This is a genomic window from Paenibacillus naphthalenovorans (genome assembly GCF_001465255.1).
GTDB lineage: Bacteria > Bacillota > Bacilli > Paenibacillales > NBRC-103111 > Paenibacillus_G > Paenibacillus_G naphthalenovorans.
The window spans coordinates 2,627,189-2,647,446 of sequence record NZ_CP013652.1; the positions used below are offsets into that span (position 1 = coordinate 2,627,189).

A 20,258-nucleotide genomic window follows, 5' to 3' on the forward strand; every position below is an offset into this window, starting at 1 on the left:
TTCCCCTTCCTATTTAACCTTCAAATCCGTTACCGGATTAACCAATTTTTCAAAACCGTCAATATGGCATTCTACGACATCGCCGTCCCGAATAACGACAGCTCCCGGGGTTCCGGTGGAAATAATGTCTCCAGGCAGCAGCTTCATGACTTTGGAATGGAAGGATACGAGGTACCAGGGACGGAAAGTCATATTGGAAACTACGTTTTTCCGGTGAATTCTGCCATTGATGACAGTCGATACATTCAAATCGAGCACTTCATCCACTTCATCCGGAGTCACCAAATGCGGACCGAAGCTGAAGAAGGTGTCAAAGCTCTTCGAACGAGTAAGATAGCGGGGATTTTGCGCCAATATATCTTCAGCTGTCATATCGATAATGGTCGTAAAACCTGCAATGACGCTTTGCGCTTCCTCTTCGGATACATTCTTACATGCTTTGCCGATAATAATTCCCAATTCCGACTCCGCTGTTGTACGGTCGGATTGGAATGGAATTTCGATGGTATCGCCAGGGCCAATAATCGCGGTATCCGGCTTCATAAAGCTGGCAGGTTCCGTATTTGGCGCTTTTTCATGAAGATCGGCGGCGTGTTCGACATAGTTGAGTCCAATGCCCCAAATTTTTCGCGGGTGGCGATAAAGCGGCCCGTATTCCACCTGATCCGCTGGAATCGCATCGCTTTCTATCCTTTCCAACTGCTGCTTGCCTCCGTTTTGATACCAATGTTTCATTTCGTCCAATTGATTGGTTTGAATGATTTCAAAAAGACTGGTGGACCAATGTTGGTTGAACCTTTGATTTACGGTTTCCACCGGTACAACCCCTGCTTTTGTAACAACCGCAGCCACTTCAGCTCCATTTTTCTTCACTGTTGCAAGACGCATTGCTTATCCTCTCCTTTTTCATCATGCTATTCTGCTAATCTACGATTCTTGCCGTTTCTATGTTATTCACAACAAACCGGGGGGCATCCCCCTCTTCCACCCGCTTTATATTTTGGAACGCGAGATGAAGCACTTTATTCAGCGTATCTCTTGTTCCTGCGCCAAGATGAGGGCTGGCAATCACATTGTCCAATGTTAATAAAGGATTACCGGGATCGGTCGGCTCGAATTCCCACGCATCGATCCCTGCTCCGGCTATGATTCCTTCTTTCAAGGCATGGTATAATTCGTCTTCCTTGACGATTCCCCCGCGTGCTACATTGATCAATACCGCCGACGGCTTCATTAATTGCAATTCCTTTAGACCGATCATCCCCCTGGTTTCGGGCAACAATGGAAGATGCAAACTCAAGATATCCGCCTTTTTCAATACTTCTTCCAGCGGAAGATAGGTTGCCCCCAGCTGCCGTTCGAACTCCTCGGAAACCCGGTATTTATCATAGTATATAATTTCGGTTCCGAAAGCTTTGGAACGCTTGGCCGTCTCTCTGCCGATATTGCCCAGGCCGATAAAACCATGCGTCTTTCCTTCCATCTCGTAAGAGGATGGACGAAGTTCCCACATCAACCATTGCCCGTTTTTGGTGGCTTGATTGACTTGCGGAAGCTTTCGGTATAATGCAAGCGTTAACAAAATGGTTAATTCTGCAACTCCGGTCGAATTGCCGCCCGGCGTATTGGATACTGGCAAGTGGAATTGCGTTGCCGCTTCGATGTCGATATTGTCCACCCCGACCCCCGTTTTCTGAATAAAGCGGGCATTCCTGGCCCCGGATAGAATGGTTTTATCCAATGGGCGGGTAGCGACCAGCAAATAGTCTGCTATAGCCAGCTTATTCTGCTGCTCCTGCGGATTCATTTCCTCCCAGTACCATAATTCAAAGCCTGCCGGCTTGTGTTCCTCCAGGAGCTGCTTGAATTCATCAAACACCTGGTCAAAATAAATAATTTTTTTCTTCGACATCTCTTATCCCCAATCTCAAAGGTATGATAATCATTATTAAAATAATGATTTATTATGGTCAGACCATTTTATGAGGAAAAGAAATATTCGCTCTCAAGTTAGCCCATATTTTTTCCTCATTGCGGATCAGATGATGGCGCATCGCTCTGGAGGCCCCTTCCGAATCCCGCTTAAACAAGGCTTCCATAATATCCTCATGCTCCTGATAAGCCTGCAGGAACAATCCCGGCGTTTTCATCGATTGCATTTTACTGATGCGCATCGCTTCTTTCAATTTTGGCGATACGGCTTTAAAGATATCCCTGTAGATCGAGTTATGGGAAGCAAGGATGATCTCCTCATGGAAATTATAGTCTTCATCCACCCCGATTATGCCCGCTCCGTTTGCTTCGACCATATCTTCATGCGCCTTCCTGATTTTCGCAAATTGCTCTTCCGTACCACGAGTGGCGGCCAACCCGGCGGCTTCCACCTCCAACCCTCTGCGAAAATCAAGGATCTCCTGCAGCTCCCCTTTTTCCATCAAATTGGAGGTTACCCTCACAACGATGGATTCACCATGAATATCCTTCAAATAAATGCCGGAACCCGGTCTGGTTTCGAGAATTCCGTTCGCGTTCAAGACACTCATCGCTTCTCTGACCGCCGTTTTGCTGACGTTAAAAATGGAAGCCAACTCGTTCTCAGATGGAAGCTTTTCACCCGGCTGGATATTTTCTTCCTGTACATATTGTTCAATCGCAACAATAATCTCTTCAAAGAGCCGCTTCTTCTTAATCGGCTTTAAAGCCATAGAATCACCTTTACATTTATGATGGTCTGACCTGTGGATCATATTTATTAAACCCCGAATTCCAAAATGTGTCAACCATTATTTCATCGGACATAGCTTCAGAGATGACCATATTAATAAAACTAGAATAACGAACCAACGTCCATTATAGACTAAACAGGATGTATGTTCGTGTCGACGCACAAGCGCTTTATTTCGTTAAAATCAAAAAGACCTCGATCAAGTTAAAAATAAGACGATAAGCCAAACCGCTTATCGTCAGGAATAACTTCATGATTCCAACACATGCATTAACCTGCTCCGACAAATTTTCATTGTCCTAATAGCTATAATTATATCCTCCACTTTAACGAAACGTTCCAAGTAACATAGTCCGCAATTGCCCAAGCAATCCTTAACGATAGCGAAGTCATTCAATGGATTGCAAACCGATATTCGATGCGATAACACGTTAACACCAGAAAGCAATCTCGCGTTAATTCACATATTTGCAAATGTTTCCCAGCGTATTATATAATACTGCTTAATCAAACATTAACTGAATCTCAGTACAAGCGATGAAGGAAAGAGTAAGCAGATTATCGTTTACAGGGAAGGCGTGCCGCTGACTGGAAGCACCCGAACGAACGTCTGCCGAAGTTCACTCCTGAGCTGGTTCCTGAACGGCTGCCTGTCCTTTGGCATCCCTTAGGGATACCCGTATTCCCTGCGTTATAGGGCTGAAAGTGAGAAATGTACTCCGTTACAGGCGAGAACATTTCTAATAAGGGTGGTACCACGGCTCCTCGTCCCTTGCGATGGGGGGCTTTTTTGTATTTTCATACTCAATTTTGTAAAGGAGCGAATGAAAATGAGCATGGGAAAATTAGAACAGTTACGAGGACAATTGGATTCTATAAATATTCAGCTTTTAGAACTGCTATCGAAAAGGGCGCACATAGTTCAAGAGATCGGGCAGGAGAAAGAAAAGCAAGGGGTGCCCAAATTTGATCCCGTTCGTGAAAAAAATATGCTGGAGGAGCTTGTTTCCCGCAATAACGGACCTTTCGATCATGAGACGGTTCGTCACCTGTTCAAACAAATTTTTCAAGCATCATTAAAGCTACAGCAAACGGAAAACAAAAAGCAGCTGCTGGTCAGCCGCAAAAAGCAAAAGGAAAATACGGTTGTACCCTTAGGAGATATTACCATTGGAGGCGGCAAGCCGTTGATCATTGCGGGCCCATGCTCTGTCGAAAGCTACGAGCAAGTGCGCCAAGTAGCTGCCGCTCTAAAAGCTTCCGGCATCACCGTCTTGCGCGGAGGCTCATTTAAGCCCAGAACATCGCCTTATGATTTCCAAGGCCTGGGGATTGAAGGTCTAAAAATTTTAAAAGAAGTAGCAAGCGAATTCGGCCTTAAAACGATCAGTGAAATCGTAGATCCTGCCCATATCGAGCTAGCCGGCAGCTATATTGACGTCATTCAGATCGGGGCCAGAAATATGCAAAACTTCGAATTGCTGAAAGCGGCGGGCGATGTACGCACACCGATCCTGTTAAAACGCGGAATGGCCGCCACAATCGATGAGTTCCTTCATGCAGCGGAGTACATCGTATCTCGAGGCAACACACAAGTTATGCTGATCGAACGAGGCATCCGCACTTATGAAAAAGCGACCCGCAATACACTCGACATTTCTGCCGTACCGATTCTCAAACAGGAAAGCCATCTACCGGTTCTTGTCGATGTGACCCATTCTACAGGACGAAAAGACATCCTGGCTCCATGCGCAAAAGCGGCGCTGGCCGCAGGAGCCGACGGCGTTATGGTCGAGGTTCATCCGGATCCCGCCACCGCTTTGTCCGACGCGGCACAGCAGCTTAACATCGACGAATTTAACCGCTTCTACGCAGAGGTCAAGCAATCCGGCTTGCTCTAGGCAGCACTAATACAAAGGGCGATGCCCTATATCGAACGATGTCCCCGTCCCAATTTGACGAGCGGGGATCTTCATACGCATATGCTGCTGTCGCCGGACACCTGCGAAATTCACTTCGCTGCTCGCTCTCTTCTGCATCGGTCTTCGCCAGGGCATTCCGGGCTAATGTTTACCCAACACAGGGGAACAAGGATCGGTTTATTCCCTTTCAATAATCGTTGCTATGCCCTGGCCTCCGCCGATGCACAGCGTAGCAAGACCATACCGGGAGGACCGGCGTTTCATTTCATAAAGCAGGGTAACCAGAATCCGGGCGCCGCTCGCGCCAATGGGATGTCCCAGCGAAATCGCACCTCCGTTTACATTTAGCTTGTTTCTATTGAATTTGAGCTCCCGGTCAACGGCAAGGGCCTGCACTGCAAAAGCTTCATTCGCTTCGACCAAGTCTATGTCTTCGAGGGTGAGACTTACTTTTCGCAGCGCTTTCCGTGTGGCCGGCACGGGACCGAGCCCCATGACACTTGGCTCAACCCCTGCGGAAGCGTTGGCTTTTATCACTCCCAGTGGAGGTATTCCGAGCTTTTGCGCCTTTTCCCTGCTCATTATAAGCAGGCATGCGGCTCCGTCATTGATGCCCGAGGCGTTGCCCGCGGTCACGGTTCCATTCTTCAAAAATGACGGTTTTAATTTGCCGAGCTCCTCAGCCGTTACGCCTTTACGGGGAAATTCATCCGTTTCAAAGACAAGGGAGTCGCCTTTTCTTTGCGGAATCAGAACAGGAGCGATTTCATCCCTGAATTTCCCTTGTGCTGCTGCCGTTTCCGCTTTTTGCTGGCTCCAGGCTGCGAATTCATCCTGCTCTTCCCGGGAAATGGCGTACTTCTCGCGCAGGTTCTCTGCCGTGATACCCATGTGATAGTCATGAAAAGCGCACCATAATCCGTCGCGGATGAGGCTGTCGACCACCTGCTGATCCCCCATCCGGAAGCCGCTTCTAGCGTTTTCCAACAAATACGGCGCTCTGCTCATATTTTCCATTCCACCCGCCATAACGGCCTCGGCTTCTCCAGCCCAAATGGCCTGTGCCGCCAAATGCACGGCTTTCAGACCTGAACCGCATACCTTATTAATGGTCATCGCCGGAATGGTTTCAGGCAGGCCGGCTTTGACCGCAGCCTGACGGACGGGATTTTGTCCCAGTCCGGCCTGGTATACATTTCCCATGATAATTTCGTCCACTTCATGGGCAGCGATTCCTGAACGGTCAAGCGCGCTTTTGATCACAACCGATCCAAGCTCCGTAGCCGGTACAGCGGCTAAGCTCCCGTTAAAACTGCCGATGGCCGTACGAACGGCGCTCACAATAACGGCGTCCCTTCCCGTCATTGCGTACCCTCCTCTCCATTACTCCAACATAAAAAATCCGCCGTTTCCATTCAGCGCTTGAACCGGAATCGTTTATGCGAGAGCACGCTCCACGATTTCTGAAATATCCAGTGTCGCGACCCGCTCTTCCGCTTCTTTGGCTTTGACGCCATCGCTCATCATCGTCATGCAGTACGGACAGCTGCTTCCGATCGCTGTCGGGCTCATGCGCAGCGCCTGCTCGGTCCGAGCGAGGTTGACGCGTGTACCCTGCGTTTCCTCCATCCACATCATGCCGCCGCCGGCCCCGCAGCACATCGAATCCTGCCGGTTCCGCTCCATCTCCAGCAGCTTCACACCCGAAATGGACTGAAGTATTTTTCGCGGAATCTCATACATGCCATTGTACCGGCCGAGGTAACACGAATCGTGATAAGCGACGGCTTCATTGACCCGTTGAGACGGTTTGATTCTCCCTTCTTCCATCCAGGTCCAGATCAGCTCCGTATGGTGATAAACTTCCGCCTCCAGTCCAAATTCCGGATACTCATGCTTGAACGTATTATATGTATGCGGGCAGATCGTTACGATTTTCTTCACCCCATACTTTTTAAAATTGGCGATATTTTTCTCGCACAACTGCTGGAATAGAAATTCATTGCCCATCCGGCGGGCCGTATCCCCCGAATTGTGCTCCTCATTTCCCAGAATAGCAAATGGAATTCCAGCCGCATTCATGATTTTGGCGAACGACTGCGCCACCTTCTGCGTTCGCTGATCGTAAGAGCCCATCGAGCCGACAAAGAATAAATACTCGAATTCATCCACTTCCTTCACCGTCGGGACGACGATATCCTCACGCCCCTCACGCCATAGGATCCGCTCTGTCCGGCTGATTCCCCACGGATTGCTCTGCCGCTCGACGTTCTGGAAATAACGGACCGCTTCTGACGGCATGCGGCCTTCCGTTAATACGAGATGACGGCGCATATCGATAATCATTTCGACATGTTCATTGGCCACCGGGCACTGATCTTCGCAGTTCCGGCAGGTCGTACAGGCCCATAATTCCTCCTCGGTGATCACCTCTCCGACCAGATTCGTCGTCTCCGCCTTCTTGAGCAGCGTATCCGCTCCGGTGTCTTTGAAGACGAAACCAGGCATCCACGCTGTCCGGGAGGTGATGGCCGCTCCCTTTTCCGTCAAATGATTCCTCATCTTGGTGATGACGTCCATCGGCGACAGCGTTTTTCCCGTACCCGCAGCCGGACACATCTGGGTGCAGCGCCCACACTCGACACAGGCATACAGATCCATCAACTGGTTTTGGCGGAACTCTTCTATTTTGCCAACCCCGTAGGTTTCCTGCGTTTCATCCTCAAAATGGATAGAAGTCAGCTTTCCAGCCGGTTTCGTATCCCGCAGATAGACGTTCACGGGTGCAAAAATGATATGCGCGTGCTTGGACTGCGGGACATAGACAGCAAACGCCAGCAGGGTGAGCAGATGAATCCACCAGAACACATAGAACCATACACCCGCCGCAGCCGGACTGACGCCGGCAAACCAACCCGCGATAATCGAAGAAATCGGAGCATGGGGGCTTCCCGTATTCCCGAGCCAAAGTTGCTCAAAAGCCAGGCTCATCAAGACCGAGAACATCAAAATCGTGAGGAAAAGGATGACAAGGCCCGCCTTGAACCCCCTTTTCAACCGCGTCAGTCTTTCGATATAACGGCGGTAAAAGGCATAAAGCGCAGCAAGTAGGACGAGCAGCGTAGTGACTTCTTGGAGAACGCTGTAATAGGGATGAAATTCCCCGATCGGATATTCAAAGCCTTTGATCAATCCTTTTAGGATGAGCTCGACAGCCCCGAACTGAAGGATGATAAAGCCGTAAAACAGAATAAAATGCATGATGCCGCTTTTGGCGTCCTTGAAAAGTTTTGGCTGCCCGAATACCTGAACGAGAAACTCGTTGAGCCGGACCGCGGTATCTTTTCGCAGGTTCGATTTTTTACCTAGTTGAATGAACATGATGCGGCTGTATATGACATGAGCGGCAAGGTACAGCGCATATCCGGTTACAGCGAGAAAGGCTATGAAATTTAAAAGTGACAGCATGATCATTCCCCCATCCTCTGCGGGTACCTACTTGTCGCCGATTGTTTTTACATCCGGGTCTTCCGTCAGCGGTCAACCCGCCGCATCGATCAGGGTTTGCTTAAAGGCCTCCGTCAGCATAGGGACAACTTCAAACAGGTCGCCCACGATGCTGTAATCCGCAATCTTGAATATCGGGGCCTCGCGATCTTTATTGATGGCGACAATCACCTTCGAATTGGACATGCCGGCCAGGTGCTGAATCGCACCGGAGATGCCGCAGGCAATGTACAAATCCGGGGTTACCACTTTACCCGTCTGACCGATTTGCAGCGCATAGTTGCAGAATCCCGAATCACATGCCGCCCGGGAGGCGCCCACAGCAGCTCCCAGCACATCTGCGAGCTCACGAAGCGGTTCGAAGCCTTCTGCACTCTTCACTCCCCGGCCTCCGGCAACAATGATTTTGGCTTCGCTCAAATCCACGCCGCTCGACGTTTTGCGAACGATGTCTTTGACCAGCACTTTCAGATCTTTGACATCCGGGTAGAAAACCGCCGCAGCGGTCTGGGCGGGAGCTTCGGAGACGTCAACGTTATTCGGACGCAGAGTGGCACAGATCGTTCCGCTGCGGAATGTCTTTACTTGGAACGCTTTACCGGAATAGACCGCCCTTGTAAAGAAAACGTCTTCTCCCGCCACTTCCAATCCAATGCAATCGGAGATCAATCCGACACCCATCCGCTCCGCGAGTCTGGGAGCGATATCCCTGCCTGAGGACGTATGTCCCATCAGCACGGCATCGGGATGTATCTCCTGAATGAGTTGAGAAAGTGCTTCGGTGCAGTATTCGTTAGTCGGATTGGCGCCTGCACCGGAAATCGCATAAAGCTGTTCTGCGCCGTACTTGCTTAATTCCTCAGCATACGATTCAGCGTCTGACCCAAAGAGTGCGGCTATCAACGGTCCGCCGTCCGCCATTCTTCTTCCGGCCGTCAAAGCTTCGAATGTTACATTTCGCAAATGCCCGTCTTTTATTTCCCCGACTACCAGCACTTTTCTGCTCATCATCAATCTCTCCCTATACGATCTTTTCTTTGCTGCGCAGCGAATGTACCAGTTCCTTCACCTGATCCTTCAACTCTCCCTGGAGCATGCGACCTTCCTGCTTGGGGGAAGGCAAATATTGATCAACAACCTCGGTATACGGCTGCAATTCTTCCGCCTGCATATTCAGACCGGCGACGGTCAGCTGTTGAAGCGGCTTCTTCTTCGCCTTCATGATGCCGGGAAGAGACGGATAACGAGGTTCATTTAATCCTTGCTGGGCTGTCGCCAGAAAAGGAAGGTCGACCTCCACTACCTCTACGTCACCCTCTACATCACGCTCAATGGCGGCACGATTGCCGTTGAAGGTTAGTTTCGTAATCGTCGACACGTGGGGAATCCCGAGCCGTTCGGCGACACGTACGGCAACCTGGCCGGCTCCCGAATCAATGGCCATATTTCCGGCAAGAATCAAATCGTAGGCTTTCCCGTCGATGGCTTTGGCGATGATGCCGGCAATCACCGCTTCATCATCCTGGCTTTCCTCGGATATCACGTGTATCGCTTGGTCCGCCCCCATAGCCAGCGCAGTCCTCAGCGCGCTTTCGGCTCTGGACGGTCCCACGGTAAGCAAGGTCACTTCACCGCCGAATTCGTCTCTCCAACGGATCGCTTCCTCCACCGCATATTCGTCATAAGGATTGATCACAAATTCCGCGTCGTCCTCTTTGATCTTCCTGTTCTCGATGAAAATTTTTTCTTCCGTGCCAAATGTCTGTTTCAGCAAAACCAAGATGTCCATCCTTCACCCCTCCTCCGCAATCAATCAGGAAAACGAAAGTCAATAAGACCGTGGCAGACCGAGATCATGCTGCGAGATATAATTCAAAATCATTTCTTCAGATACGGGAGCGATTTTGAAAAGTCGGACGTCGCGCCACAACCGTTCAATGTGGTATTCTTTCGCATAGCCATACCCTCCCATGACTTGCATGGCCTGGTCGCAGGCATGGAAGGCGGCTTCGGCCGCGATTAATTTGGCCATGTTCGCTTCGGTGCCGTTCGGCTTCTTCTGATCATAGAGCCATGCGGCTTTATAATTCATCAGCTGCGCCAGCTCCAGTTCGGCACGAATTTTCGCAAGCGGGAATTGGATGCCCTGATAAGCGCCGATCGGCGTATCGTTAAACACCACCCGTTCTTTCGCGTAATTCACCGCAAGCTGCAAAGCGAGCTGTCCCGTCCCAATAAGCCCGGCTGTCGTCACAATCCGTTCCGCGTTAAGCGTATCCAGAAGGTAAGACCAGCCTTTGCCTTCTTCTCCGATCAGGTTGTCTTTATGCACTCTCAAATTTTCTATAAATACCGTATCGGACCGTACACAGTGGGTTCCCACTTTTTCAATCGGCTGGAGCGTAATGGCGGGGTCCCGGGTATCCACCAGGAAGAGGCTGATTCCATCGGTTTTTTTCTGCACTTCGCTGCGCTTTGTCGTCCGGGCGACGATAAGCATTTTATCGGCCACATCGGTGCCGGAGATCCAAATTTTTTGACCGTTGATCACGTAATGATCTTCTTCTTTCCTGGCAGTCGTCGTGATTTCAAGCGAGTTGCTGCCTGCGTTCGGCTCCGTCAGCGCCATGCAGAAATTAAGCTGACCGGCGGACATCTTCGTCAGATACTGTTCCTTTTGCGCTTCGCTGCCATGAAGATCGATCGTCACCCCGCCGAAAACGGGAGTGAGCATAAATAGCTGTGCTACCGTGGACCCAGCCCCTCCTTTAGCCAGCTCCTCGATCACCATGGTCATTTCCATCATTCCAAGTCCGACGCCGCCGAATTTTTCCGGAACGGCCACACCGATATAACCGTTTTTGCCGAGTTCGCTCCACAATTCATGGACGAATTCGTGCTTGTCATCCTTTTCCCGCCAATAGTCCAAACCGAAATCCTCGGCGATTTGTCGAACGCCGTCGCGCATCATCTTTTGTTCGTCGGTTATTTCAAAATTCATTCGGTTTCAGCCTCCTTCTATTCCCTCAATAGTCTTTTAAGAACTTTACCGGACGGATTCCGCGGAAGTTTATCTATGAATTCTACTTCTTTCGGCACTTTGAATTTGGCCAGTCTGGACATACAATGCACTCGAATTTCTTCTGCGGTCAGGGTTTCACCCGGCTTCACGACTACAAACGCCTTAGGCACTTCCCCCCATCTTTCGTTCGGTATCCCGATGACAGAAGCTTCAAGTACGGTAGGAAGTTCATAGAGAACGCGCTCCACCTCCAGCGATGAGATATTTTCTCCGCCGCTGATGATCATATCTTTCTTGCGGTCTACGATAAACAGGAAGCCGTCCGCGTCCAATCTGCCCATGTCTCCTGTAAAAAACCAGCCGTCTTTGAACGTTTTTCCGGTAGCCTCCGGGTTTTTCCAATATCCTTTTGAGATTTTCGGTCCGCGCAAAACGATTTCGCCTACCTCGCCCGGCGGAACTTCCTTCCCCTGCTCATCTACGATTTTCAGATCGAGATGCAGGCAGGGACGTCCGACCGATCCGAGCTTCTCAATCGTCATGCTCCTCGGCATGAAGGTGTCCCCCGACACCGTTTCGGTTAAGCCGTACGCGTCGCAAAACCAAGCGTTTCTAAACAACTGCTGGATTTTTTGGATGAGCGGCTCCGGCATTCGTTCCCCGCCCGCGATAATGTAGCGGATCGAATCCAGTATATACTGATCCGTGGTCGGTTCCTGCAGGATCATGTTGACCATGGCGGGAGCCAGCCAGAGGTTCGTCGGCTTTTCTCTTTGGATCGTTTCCAGCACTTCGACCGTGTTGAACTTGTTGATAATGACGATGCTGCCGCCGCGATAGAGGGTGCCGGTCGCCGTCAAGTCGAGCGCTCCGACGTGATACAGCGGACCGGAGATTAACGTTTTGTCGTCGGGTGTAATATTGAATTCCCAAATATGGCCGATATTTTTCCAGTACAGATTCCCATAGGTAATCATGACGCCTTTAGGCCGGGAAGTCGTGCCGGACGTATACATCAAGCGGTGCAGGTCGTCCAGTTCGACGTGCGCATCCGGAACGTCGGCTCCCCGGTTCGTTTCTATTATTTGCTCGTATCGGATCCAACCGGACAGTTCATCGGCGGACAGCGTAATATAATGCTGAAGCTGCTGCACATTCCCCCGAATGGAATCCAACGTTTCATGGAAGGAATCTTCTGAAAAAATAACTTTGGCATCGGCATTGTCTGCAATGTATGCGATTTCATCAGCGGCTAGGCGGAAGTTTAGCGGCAAAAAGATCGCCCCGATCCGGTTAGCGGCAAAAATAATTTCAAAATATTCGGTGTGGTTAAATAAGAGAATCGCCACCACATCGCCCTTCTTTACTCCGAGGTCCAGCAGCCCTTGCGCTAAGGCGCTGACTCGCTCCTGAAGCTTTCGGTATGTCATTCTTTGCTGCTTGAAGGTGATGACTTCTTTGTTCGGGTTGTTTAAAGCGCCTCGGGTTACAATAGATGAAAAATTGTTATTTCCGATATATTTCATAAATCAACCCTGCCTTCTGCTTATTTGCCTTGATAATGGGGCTTGCGTTTTTCAAGAAAAGAAGTTAAACCCTCTACTCTGTCCTCGGTGCTGAAGTTGACAAGCCATGCTTCCGCTTCCAGAACCAGGGCCTGGTCCAGAGAAATTTCGCTTCCTTGATTAATCGCTTTTTTCGCCTGCATGACGGCAATCGGACTGTTTTCCATTATTTTTTGGGCCAGCGTCCGGCAGTAGGTCATCAATTCTTCATGCTTCACTACTTTGTTCACAATTCCGAGTTCCCTGGCTTCTTCGGCGGAAATGCGCTCTCCGGTAAAGACCAGTGTTTTGGCAATTCCTTTACCGGCGAGCCTTACCAACCGCTGGGTGCCGCCCCATCCGGGATAAAGGCCGATGCATACTTCCGGCAGCCCTAATTTGGCTTTCTCCGAGGCAATTCGGATGTCGCAGGCCAGAGCGAGCTCCAGCCCTCCCCCGAGCGTATAGCCGTTAAGCGCCGCAATGACGACTTTTCGCGAGTCTTCTATTTTCTTCAATACTTCCTGTCCGCGGTACACAAATTTCTCGCCTTCCAGAACACTCATCTGCCGCATCGCAGCAATATCCCCGCCGGCAACAAACGCTTTATCCCCGCCGCCGGTAATCATCACCACCCTTGTCTGATCGTCCCGCTCCAGCATCGTGAACGCTTGATCCAGCTCATCCAGAACCGCGTCGTTTATGGCGTTCAAGGTTTCCGGGCGGTCCAGGACAATCGTGGCGAGCCCGGAGCTGTTTTCCAACCTGAGATATTGAAAAGACTGCATACAAATCTCTCCTTCACGGTTAAGAATGGATGCCGCGTCCCATGCTCGCAAGAATCGCCTCGAGCAGCACTTCCGACAGCGCAGGATGCGGGTGAATGGCTAATGCAAATTCCTCTGCGGTTGCCTCCAGATGGACGGCCATGATCGCCTCTCCGATAAGTTCGGATGCGTTCGGGCCGATGATATGGATACCGAGAATTTCACCGTACCGGGTATCGCGCAGTACTTTTACAAAGCCTGCGGTTTCCCCGTAAGTCATTGCCCTTCCGTTGGCTTCAAAAGCATATTTGCCGATCCGGTATTCCCGTCCCTGCTCTTTGGCCTGCCGTTCGTTCAAGCCTACAGATGCGATCTCGGGAGACGTGTATATACAGCGGGCAACCGTGCGGTAGTCCATTGTGGAAGGCCTCCCCATGGCGGCTTCGGCTGCGACGATTCCTTGAGCGGAGGCTGCATGGGCCAAGAACTCGATTCCCGTGACGTCCCCTACGGCGTAGATAGAAGGGATGCTCGTTCTCATCTGATCGTCTACGGCAATTTTTCCGCCCTCCAGCCGGACCCCGAGCTCCCGCATCTGCTCCACATCCGGTCTCCTTCCTGTCGCGACAAGAATGGCATCGGCCTCAATGGTCTGTGAACCCTGACCGGTTTCTACATGTACGATCTTTCGGCCGCCATGGATACCGATTCGTGTAACGGTTGCAGAGGTCAGAATACGCACCTGCTCTTGATGCAGGGATTGCGCGAGAACGCGGGCCAGATCCCGGTCCATCCCGGGCAGGATTTGATCGGCGCTTTCAATCAGGGTAACTTCTGTACCCAAAGGGGCATACATGCCGGCAAATTCGCACCCGATCGCTCCGGCACCTATAATGGCCACGCTTCTCGGCCGTTCTTTTCCGGCAAGCGCTTCGGTGCTGGTCATCGGGCCAGCCTCCTTCAGCCCCGGAATCTCCGGAATGTGCGGCCGGGAACCGCTCGCCACGATAATATGTCTCGCTTCGATCCTATGGCTCTTCCGGTCTTCCGTCCGCACTTCTATGGTGTGCGGATCGACCAGCGTGCCTAGCCCCTTGAGCAGCTCGATTTTATTTTTGTGCAGCAGTCCGGCGACACCGTTCTGCAGCTTTCGGACGACCCGATCCTTGTAATCGATCAAACGCGAGTAATCGACTTGGGGCTTTTCGAAGAAAACGCCGTATTCCGCTGCGATTTTCGGCATTTTGGCGAATTCCGCAGCCCGCAGCAGCGTCTTCGTCGGAATGCAGCCCGTGTTCAGGCAGGTGCCTCCCAAATCGTTCCGTTCGATCAAAACGACCCTGCCGCCAAGCTGAGCAGCACGTATAGCGGCGACGTACCCGCCGGGACCCGCTCCAATCACCGCTACATCGTACACCTTTTCTTCTCCGGTTGCGCCGGATGCCGCTTGTGAGGCTGAAGGCCGTTCCGCCTCCGCAGCTTCCGTCTCCATCATGGCAAGACACTCCCCGGTCGCAACGGTTTCCCCTTCCTGGTGCAGAATAGAGACCATGATTCCGTCGCAAGGGGCGGTGACTTCAACCGTAATTTTGTCCGTGGCGAGTTCCAAAACGACTTGGTCCTTCTCAACCGCATCCCCTTCGGAGACCAGCCAGAGTCCGACGGTCGCTTCCGTCATGGTGAGTCCCGCTTTTGGAACGATAATCTCCTTTTTCATCTTCACTGCTCCTACAAAGAGTCCCGAAGAGCTTCCGGATTCTCCAGCAACTCTTTTATATTTTTTAAAAACAAAGCCGCAGGTGCGCCATCCATCACCCGATGGTCAAAGGAGAGCGACAGAACCATGGTTTTCCCGATGTGCATTTGCCCGTTATGTACAATCAAATCCTCGATCACTCTTCCTACCCCAAGGATAGCGCTTTCAGGAAGATTGATAATCGGAGTGAATGCATCCACCTCATACATGCCCAAGTTGCTGATCGTGAACCGTCCGCCCTGCACTTCATCCCGCCGAAGCTTGCCTTCTTTGGAGCGTTTGATCTTATCCGCCAGGTCCCTGGAAATGTCCTGCAGGCTCCTTCGATCGGCATCGCGAATGACCGGGACGATTAAGCCTTCCTCTAAAGCGACGGCCACGCCGATATCGCATTGTGGATGCCTGACGATCCCGTCCTGCTCCATGGAGACATTGACACGCGGATGCGCACGCAAACTCTTTGCTGCGATTTTTACCAAAAGATCCGTATAGCTCACCTTCATGCCGTCCTGCATCCATTGGTTTCGAAGCTCCACAAGCCGGGTCACCTCCGCTTTCACTGTAAGCGTGACATGGGGAGCCGTCTGCTTGCTGTAGGCCATCCGTTCCGCGATGATTTTACGCATTCCCGTCATCGGAACGGCTTTCATAGGGGGGACGCGCTCTGCAGAAAGACCGGCTGAAGCTGATTCCCCTTTCCGCGGCCTTACATCGGAGCTCCTGATCTTGCCGCTCACACCGGATCCCGCTACCGTGGACAGGTCGATGTTTTCCAACTGAGCGATCGCTCTGGCGAGCGGAGTGGCCTGAATCTTCTTATCCGGCCGAATGCCTGGATCTCCGGCGGGCCCGCTGGACATGTTTGTACGCTGCCAACGATAAACCTGCACATCCTGTTCAATGATTCGGCCGGAAGGCCCGCTTCCCGCCACTTCAGCTATCGGGATGTTCCGCTGTGCCGCCAGAGCTCTTGCACGCGGAGAAGCGAATATCCGCCTGACGCTTGTCATTCCGTCCCCCTCCCTACTTCGCAGCTGCGAACTGTCTGCCCACACAGATTCGCTGAACCGCTTCGATCATTTTATTCTCATTCGGCATATAGTAATGTTCGAGCGGCTTGCTGTAGGGTACAGGCGAGAACGGGGCAGCGACCCTTTGAATGGGGGCATCCAGGTAGTCGAACGCCTCCTCCTGCACCATTGCGGCCAGTTCGGCCCCGATGCCGCCGATTTTCACTGCTTCGTGAACGATAACAAGCCTTCCCGTTTTCTTCACCGATTCGAGAATCGTTTCCTTGTCGAGCGGAGTAACCGTCCGCAGGTCAATCACCTCCACGCTGATGCCCGACTCCTCCAGCACCTGTGCCGCCTGCACCGCTTTGTTGACCATCTGGCCAAGCGCAATGATGGTCACATCGCGGCCTTCCTTAACCACCTTCGCCTGACCGAGCGGGACGGTGTACTCTTCATCGGGGAGTTCTCCCTTCAAGCCGTACAGCATCTTGTGCTCAATGAAAATAACGGGATCATCGTCGCGTATCGCTGCTTTGAGCAGGCCCTTCGCATCGTATGGGTTCGAGGGCATCACTACTTTCAGTCCGGGAATATGCATTAGCAGCGCCTCGAGGCTTTGCGAATGCTGCGGCCCCGCGTTTGATCCCGCCCCGGCCTGCGTACGAATGACGAGCGGCATTTTCATTTGTCCGCCGGACATAAACCGCATTTTCGCCGTTTGGTTGATAATCATGTCAAAGCAGACACCGATGAAGTCCATAAACATGATTTCGACGACCGGCCTGAGACCACTGGCGGCGGAACCGATGGCCATGCCGACAATAGCGCCTTCACTGATGGGCGTGTCGACAACCCGACCTTCGCCGAACTCCTCCAGCAAGCCGCGCGTAACGCCGAACGATCCGCCGGAGGCCGCAATATCTTCTCCGGCCAAAATGACGCTTTCGTCCCTTTGCATTTCCTCTTTCAGTGCTAAATTAATGGCCTGGTTGTAACGCAGTACCGCCAAAACTTCCACCTCCCAAGTTAAGAAGCATAAACGTCCTGCAGAGTTTCTTCGCCTTCGGGCAGCGGGCTTTCCATCGAAAACCGCTCCGCTTCATCGATTTCGCGCTCGACCCGGTCCTTAATCCCCGCAAGTTCCGTTATGTCGGCGTCATACTGCTCACGGAGCACTTGTTCCGCATGGAGGATCGGATCCTTCTTCCTCCACTCCTCGGCCTCGCCGGCCGGACGGTATTTTTGCGGATCTCCCTCATAGTGACCGCTCCAACGATGGGTGAAACATTCCACAATGACAGGTCCTCCTCCCTCACGAACCTTTGCCGCAATGGCCGACAGCGCTTCAAATATTTCCACCACATTATTTCCATTCAGATCATAGCCTTCGATCCCGTACGCTTTGCTTCGTTCCGCCACGGTTTTCACCGGCAAATGTTTTTCCCGCGGAGTGAATTCGGCATATTGATTGCTCTCGCATACAAAGATGGCGGGCAGCTTCAGAACGGCAGCCAGATTCAACGATTCGTGAAAATAGCCCGTTCCTGTCGCACCTTCTCCAAAGAAGGCTACGGCAACCTGGCCGGTGCCCTTGGCTTTGGCGGAAAAAGCCGCCCCCACCGCGATCGGCATGCCCGCACCGACGATTCCGTTGGCGCCAAGGATCCCCAGGTTGACGTCGACAACGTGCATGGAACCGCCTTTTCCTTTGCAGTAACCGGTCCGTTTGCCGAACAATTCGGCCATCATCCGTTTGACGTCGGCGCCTTTTGCAATGCAGTGTCCGTGTCCCCGGTGGGTGCTGGTAATGTAGTCGTCCCTGTGAAGATTGGCGCAAACACCGGCCGCCACCGCTTCCTGCCCGACATAGAGATGGAGGAATCCGGGAATGTGCCCGCCGGCAAACAGCCCGGAGACTCTCTCTTCGAATTTTCGTATCTTCATCATCGTTTCATAAAGTTCGAGCAGCCGCTCTTTGCTTATCTTCACGTTACCGTCCCCTTTTCGGTTTTACTGAAATAAGCCTTTGGTGATGAGAGTAATAAAGATATCCGACAGCTCCTCGATCGACTTTCCTTTGCCTGGCTTATACCAGGTATGCATAAAGTTGCAGGCTCCCAGAACATACAGCACGACGATATGGCTGTCCTCGACTTTAAAGACGCCTTTTTTCTTGCCTTCTTCCAAGACGCGCACGAAGATGTCTTCATATTCATCCCGCTTCACCTGCACGGCCTGCTTTTTGTCGTCGCTTAAATACTTCATACAGTTAAAGAACAGGGTAATGTCGTCCTTAAATTGGTCAATGATCTGCAGGTGCATTTTCAGCAGTTCGATCAACTTATGCTCAGGCTCTAGCGCTTCGGCCTCTACCAGACGCAACCGTCTTAACCCTTCGACAATAAAGCGGTCGTGAAGCAAAAACAGCACGTCATCCTTGCTCTTAATGTAGTAATATAATCCGCCTTTGGTTAGACCGGCTGTGTCGGCTATATCCTGCATGGAGGTTTCATGGTACCCTTTCTTAACAAACAGAGACAACGCGATATCCAATATTTCCGTTTTTGTGTCGCTTCCCTGCCTGCGGTTCACTGAAGATCCGTCAAACGTCACTTGATTTCACACCTTTACTGTTATTAATTTTTGATTCGAACGTAATTTTCCAGCTTCAAACGCAGCTCATCGGTTAGCCGGGTCGTTTGCTGTACAATTAAATCATAACTCACCAGGACGGCTTCGCCTACCGCCAACAGCTCGTTCGAATCTTTATCATGGATTTCATGTCCCAGTTTGAAGCTGGATCTGCCGATTTCCATGACATAGGTGTGGATTGTCAAGGTCTGATGGATGTAGATCTGCTTCTTATATTCACAATGCAGTGAAGCAACGAGGAACGGGAACTTCCCGGATGGAAGCACCATGCCGGTGTCCAGCATAAAATCGACGCGCGCCTGCTCGAAATAAATAAAATAGCTGACATTGTTAATATGACCGAGTGCATCCGATTCACAATACCGGGTGCGTATTTCTGTAAGATGGACCAACCGCTTCACCTTCCCCCAAGAAACATACCGATCAGTCGGTATTTATTAACCTTATGATAATTATACCGACCGGATGGTATTTTGGCAATACCTGGTTCATTTCTTTGCTGCTTGGAAGGAAGACGCTGAACGTTCAGCGGCAGGACGGATTACTCATCACGATAAATGCCGAGTTCCTTGGCGATCAGCCGGATTTCGCCGCCTGCCGTCATTCCCCCGTCGAGCGTTATTTCCCCTCCGGTCATGTAGGAGGATTCGTCGGAAGCGAGAAAAATAACGGCCTGGGCGACTTCCTCCGGCTCACCCGCCCGTTCGAGGGCGTTCACTTTGTTAAAAGCCTCTACCATTGGCTTGGCCGGTAACGTAAGCGGCGTCCAGATGAAGCCGGGATTAACTGAATTCACCCTGATTCCCCAACCGCCAAATTCCTGCGCAGCGGCCTTGGTCATTCCTCTCACCGCCCATTTACTCGCGGTATAGGGAGCTGCAAAATAACCGGTCACTCCGGCGATCGACGACATATTAATAATCGACCCGCGGCCTGACTTTCGGAGCAGCGGCGCACTATATTTCATCCCAAGAAATACGCCGGTCTGGTTAACGGCAATCACCTGATTCCAATCGGCCAAAGAGCAGTCGACAAACCGTTCCCTTTTGGTAATTCCCGCGTTGTTGACTAAAATGTCCAGTTTCCCAAACTGTTTCTCGATCGAGATTGCAGCCTGAATCCAATCTTCTTCAAGGGTGACATTCAGTTCAAGCGGAATAACAGCCGCCGCTCCGCCCAATTCTTCCACCGCCTTCACCGTTTCCTGCAAAGCCGGCCTGCTGACATCGGACATGATAACGGCCTGCGCTCCTTCTTTGGCGAACATAACGGCTTCCAGCGCTCCAAGACCTCTCGAGGCACCGGTAATAAGCGCCACTTTCCCCTCCAGTCTTCCCCGCATTCGTCTCT

General features: G+C 51.5%; 18 protein-coding genes and 1 other annotated feature. Of the genes, 1 reads left to right on the plus strand and 17 read right to left on the minus strand.

The annotated features are described in order from the left end of the window. Positions 1 to 9 precede the first annotated feature (9 nt). The 3 genes from IJ22_RS13055 to IJ22_RS13065 are packed head-to-tail and all read right to left on the minus strand — an operon-like array spanning position 10 to position 2,705. On the minus strand, positions 10 to 888 hold the full coding sequence (locus IJ22_RS13055; protein ID WP_054818809.1) for a fumarylacetoacetate hydrolase family protein: 879 nt from the start codon (positions 886 to 888) through the stop codon (positions 10 to 12). Between the two features lie 34 nt (positions 889 to 922). Then, the gene (locus IJ22_RS13060) at positions 923 to 1,912 is read right to left on the minus strand and encodes a 2-hydroxyacid dehydrogenase (RefSeq protein WP_062409131.1); all 990 of its coding nucleotides are present in this window, start codon (positions 1,910 to 1,912) and stop codon (positions 923 to 925) included. 58 nt (positions 1,913 to 1,970) lie between these two features. Then, the gene (locus IJ22_RS13065) at positions 1,971 to 2,705 is read right to left on the minus strand and encodes a FadR/GntR family transcriptional regulator (protein ID WP_062409132.1); all 735 of its coding nucleotides are present in this window, start codon (positions 2,703 to 2,705) and stop codon (positions 1,971 to 1,973) included. Between the two features lie 548 nt (positions 2,706 to 3,253). Further along, positions 3,254 to 3,501, plus strand: a binding site (T-box leader). Positions 3,502 to 3,555: 54 nt separating this feature from the next. Here IJ22_RS13065 and IJ22_RS13070 point away from each other — a divergent pair. After that, on the plus strand, positions 3,556 to 4,626 hold the full coding sequence (locus tag IJ22_RS13070; protein WP_062409133.1) for a bifunctional 3-deoxy-7-phosphoheptulonate synthase/chorismate mutase: 1,071 nt from the start codon (positions 3,556 to 3,558) through the stop codon (positions 4,624 to 4,626). Between the two features lie 198 nt (positions 4,627 to 4,824). Here the strand turns inward: IJ22_RS13070 and IJ22_RS13075 are convergent, their stop codons facing one another. From IJ22_RS13075 to IJ22_RS13140, 14 genes are all read right to left on the minus strand, one after another. Then, positions 4,825 to 6,012, minus strand: coding sequence for an acetyl-CoA C-acetyltransferase (locus IJ22_RS13075; RefSeq protein WP_062409134.1), 1,188 nt, complete (start codon positions 6,010 to 6,012; stop codon positions 4,825 to 4,827). Positions 6,013 to 6,084: 72 nt separating this feature from the next. After that, positions 6,085 to 8,115 (minus strand): (Fe-S)-binding protein, encoded by a 2,031-nt coding sequence (locus IJ22_RS13080; protein WP_062410976.1) that lies wholly within the window; start codon positions 8,113 to 8,115, stop codon positions 6,085 to 6,087. Between the two features lie 72 nt (positions 8,116 to 8,187). Continuing rightward, positions 8,188 to 9,162 carry an electron transfer flavoprotein subunit alpha/FixB family protein gene (locus tag IJ22_RS13085; RefSeq protein WP_062409135.1) on the minus strand — a complete coding sequence of 325 codons (975 nt, stop codon included), beginning with the start codon at positions 9,160 to 9,162 and terminating at the stop codon, positions 8,188 to 8,190. 13 nt (positions 9,163 to 9,175) lie between these two features. Next, on the minus strand, positions 9,176 to 9,943 hold the full coding sequence (locus tag IJ22_RS13090; RefSeq protein ID WP_062409136.1) for an electron transfer flavoprotein subunit beta/FixA family protein: 768 nt from the start codon (positions 9,941 to 9,943) through the stop codon (positions 9,176 to 9,178). 39 nt (positions 9,944 to 9,982) lie between these two features. Further along, positions 9,983 to 11,155 carry an acyl-CoA dehydrogenase family protein gene (locus IJ22_RS13095; RefSeq protein WP_062409137.1) on the minus strand — a complete coding sequence of 391 codons (1,173 nt, stop codon included), beginning with the start codon at positions 11,153 to 11,155 and terminating at the stop codon, positions 9,983 to 9,985. A gap of 17 nt (positions 11,156 to 11,172) precedes the next feature. Continuing rightward, positions 11,173 to 12,702 carry an acyl-CoA synthetase gene (locus tag IJ22_RS13100; protein ID WP_062409138.1) on the minus strand — a complete coding sequence of 510 codons (1,530 nt, stop codon included), beginning with the start codon at positions 12,700 to 12,702 and terminating at the stop codon, positions 11,173 to 11,175. A 20-nt stretch (positions 12,703 to 12,722) separates the two neighbouring features. After that, entirely contained in the window at positions 12,723 to 13,508 is a 786-nt protein-coding gene (locus IJ22_RS13105; protein ID WP_062409139.1) for an enoyl-CoA hydratase/isomerase family protein, read from the minus strand. Positions 13,509 to 13,527: 19 nt separating this feature from the next. Continuing rightward, positions 13,528 to 15,204, minus strand: a complete 1,677-nt coding sequence (gene lpdA / locus IJ22_RS13110; RefSeq protein ID WP_054818817.1) for a dihydrolipoyl dehydrogenase — start codon at positions 15,202 to 15,204, stop codon at positions 13,528 to 13,530. 11 nt (positions 15,205 to 15,215) lie between these two features. Then, on the minus strand, positions 15,216 to 16,253 hold the full coding sequence (locus IJ22_RS13115) for a 2-oxo acid dehydrogenase subunit E2 (protein ID WP_062409140.1): 1,038 nt from the start codon (positions 16,251 to 16,253) through the stop codon (positions 15,216 to 15,218). Between the two features lie 13 nt (positions 16,254 to 16,266). After that, a complete protein-coding gene (locus IJ22_RS13120) occupies positions 16,267 to 17,265 on the minus strand; it encodes an alpha-ketoacid dehydrogenase subunit beta (RefSeq protein WP_054818804.1) in 999 nt (332 codons plus the stop codon). A 17-nt stretch (positions 17,266 to 17,282) separates the two neighbouring features. After that, positions 17,283 to 18,245 (minus strand): thiamine pyrophosphate-dependent dehydrogenase E1 component subunit alpha, encoded by a 963-nt coding sequence (locus IJ22_RS13125; protein ID WP_054818803.1) that lies wholly within the window; start codon positions 18,243 to 18,245, stop codon positions 17,283 to 17,285. Between the two features lie 21 nt (positions 18,246 to 18,266). Then, positions 18,267 to 18,869, minus strand: a complete 603-nt coding sequence (locus IJ22_RS13130) for a TetR/AcrR family transcriptional regulator (protein ID WP_054818802.1) — start codon at positions 18,867 to 18,869, stop codon at positions 18,267 to 18,269. A 23-nt stretch (positions 18,870 to 18,892) separates the two neighbouring features. Beyond that, on the minus strand, positions 18,893 to 19,300 hold the full coding sequence (locus tag IJ22_RS13135) for an acyl-CoA thioesterase (protein ID WP_054818801.1): 408 nt from the start codon (positions 19,298 to 19,300) through the stop codon (positions 18,893 to 18,895). A gap of 149 nt (positions 19,301 to 19,449) precedes the next feature. Further along, positions 19,450 to 20,250 carry an SDR family NAD(P)-dependent oxidoreductase gene (locus IJ22_RS13140; RefSeq protein ID WP_062409141.1) on the minus strand — a complete coding sequence of 267 codons (801 nt, stop codon included), beginning with the start codon at positions 20,248 to 20,250 and terminating at the stop codon, positions 19,450 to 19,452. Positions 20,251 to 20,258: the final 8 nt, after the last annotated feature.

What these genes read in the sequence shown, in the direction of transcription:
- IJ22_RS13055 (WP_054818809.1), bottom strand. Translation starts at nt 888, where the DNA reads ATGCGTCTTGCAACAGTGAAGAAAAATGGAGCTGAAGTGGCTGCGGTT.
- IJ22_RS13060 (WP_062409131.1), bottom strand. Translation starts at nt 1,912, where the DNA reads ATGTCGAAGAAAAAAATTATTTATTTTGACCAGGTGTTTGATGAATTC.
- IJ22_RS13065 (WP_062409132.1), bottom strand. Translation starts at nt 2,705, where the DNA reads ATGGCTTTAAAGCCGATTAAGAAGAAGCGGCTCTTTGAAGAGATTATT.
- IJ22_RS13070 (WP_062409133.1), top strand. Translation starts at nt 3,556, where the DNA reads ATGAGCATGGGAAAATTAGAACAGTTACGAGGACAATTGGATTCTATA.
- IJ22_RS13075 (WP_062409134.1), bottom strand. Translation starts at nt 6,012, where the DNA reads ATGACGGGAAGGGACGCCGTTATTGTGAGCGCCGTTCGTACGGCCATC.
- IJ22_RS13080 (WP_062410976.1), bottom strand. Translation starts at nt 8,115, where the DNA reads ATGCTGTCACTTTTAAATTTCATAGCCTTTCTCGCTGTAACCGGATAT.
- IJ22_RS13085 (WP_062409135.1), bottom strand. Translation starts at nt 9,162, where the DNA reads ATGAGCAGAAAAGTGCTGGTAGTCGGGGAAATAAAAGACGGGCATTTG.
- IJ22_RS13090 (WP_062409136.1), bottom strand. Translation starts at nt 9,943, where the DNA reads ATGGACATCTTGGTTTTGCTGAAACAGACATTTGGCACGGAAGAAAAA.
- IJ22_RS13095 (WP_062409137.1), bottom strand. Translation starts at nt 11,155, where the DNA reads ATGAATTTTGAAATAACCGACGAACAAAAGATGATGCGCGACGGCGTT.
- IJ22_RS13100 (WP_062409138.1), bottom strand. Translation starts at nt 12,702, where the DNA reads ATGAAATATATCGGAAATAACAATTTTTCATCTATTGTAACCCGAGGC.
- IJ22_RS13105 (WP_062409139.1), bottom strand. Translation starts at nt 13,508, where the DNA reads ATGCAGTCTTTTCAATATCTCAGGTTGGAAAACAGCTCCGGGCTCGCC.
- lpdA (WP_054818817.1), bottom strand. Translation starts at nt 15,204, where the DNA reads ATGAAAAAGGAGATTATCGTTCCAAAAGCGGGACTCACCATGACGGAA.
- IJ22_RS13115 (WP_062409140.1), bottom strand. Translation starts at nt 16,253, where the DNA reads ATGACAAGCGTCAGGCGGATATTCGCTTCTCCGCGTGCAAGAGCTCTG.
- IJ22_RS13140 (WP_062409141.1), bottom strand. Translation starts at nt 20,250, where the DNA reads ATGCGGGGAAGACTGGAGGGGAAAGTGGCGCTTATTACCGGTGCCTCG.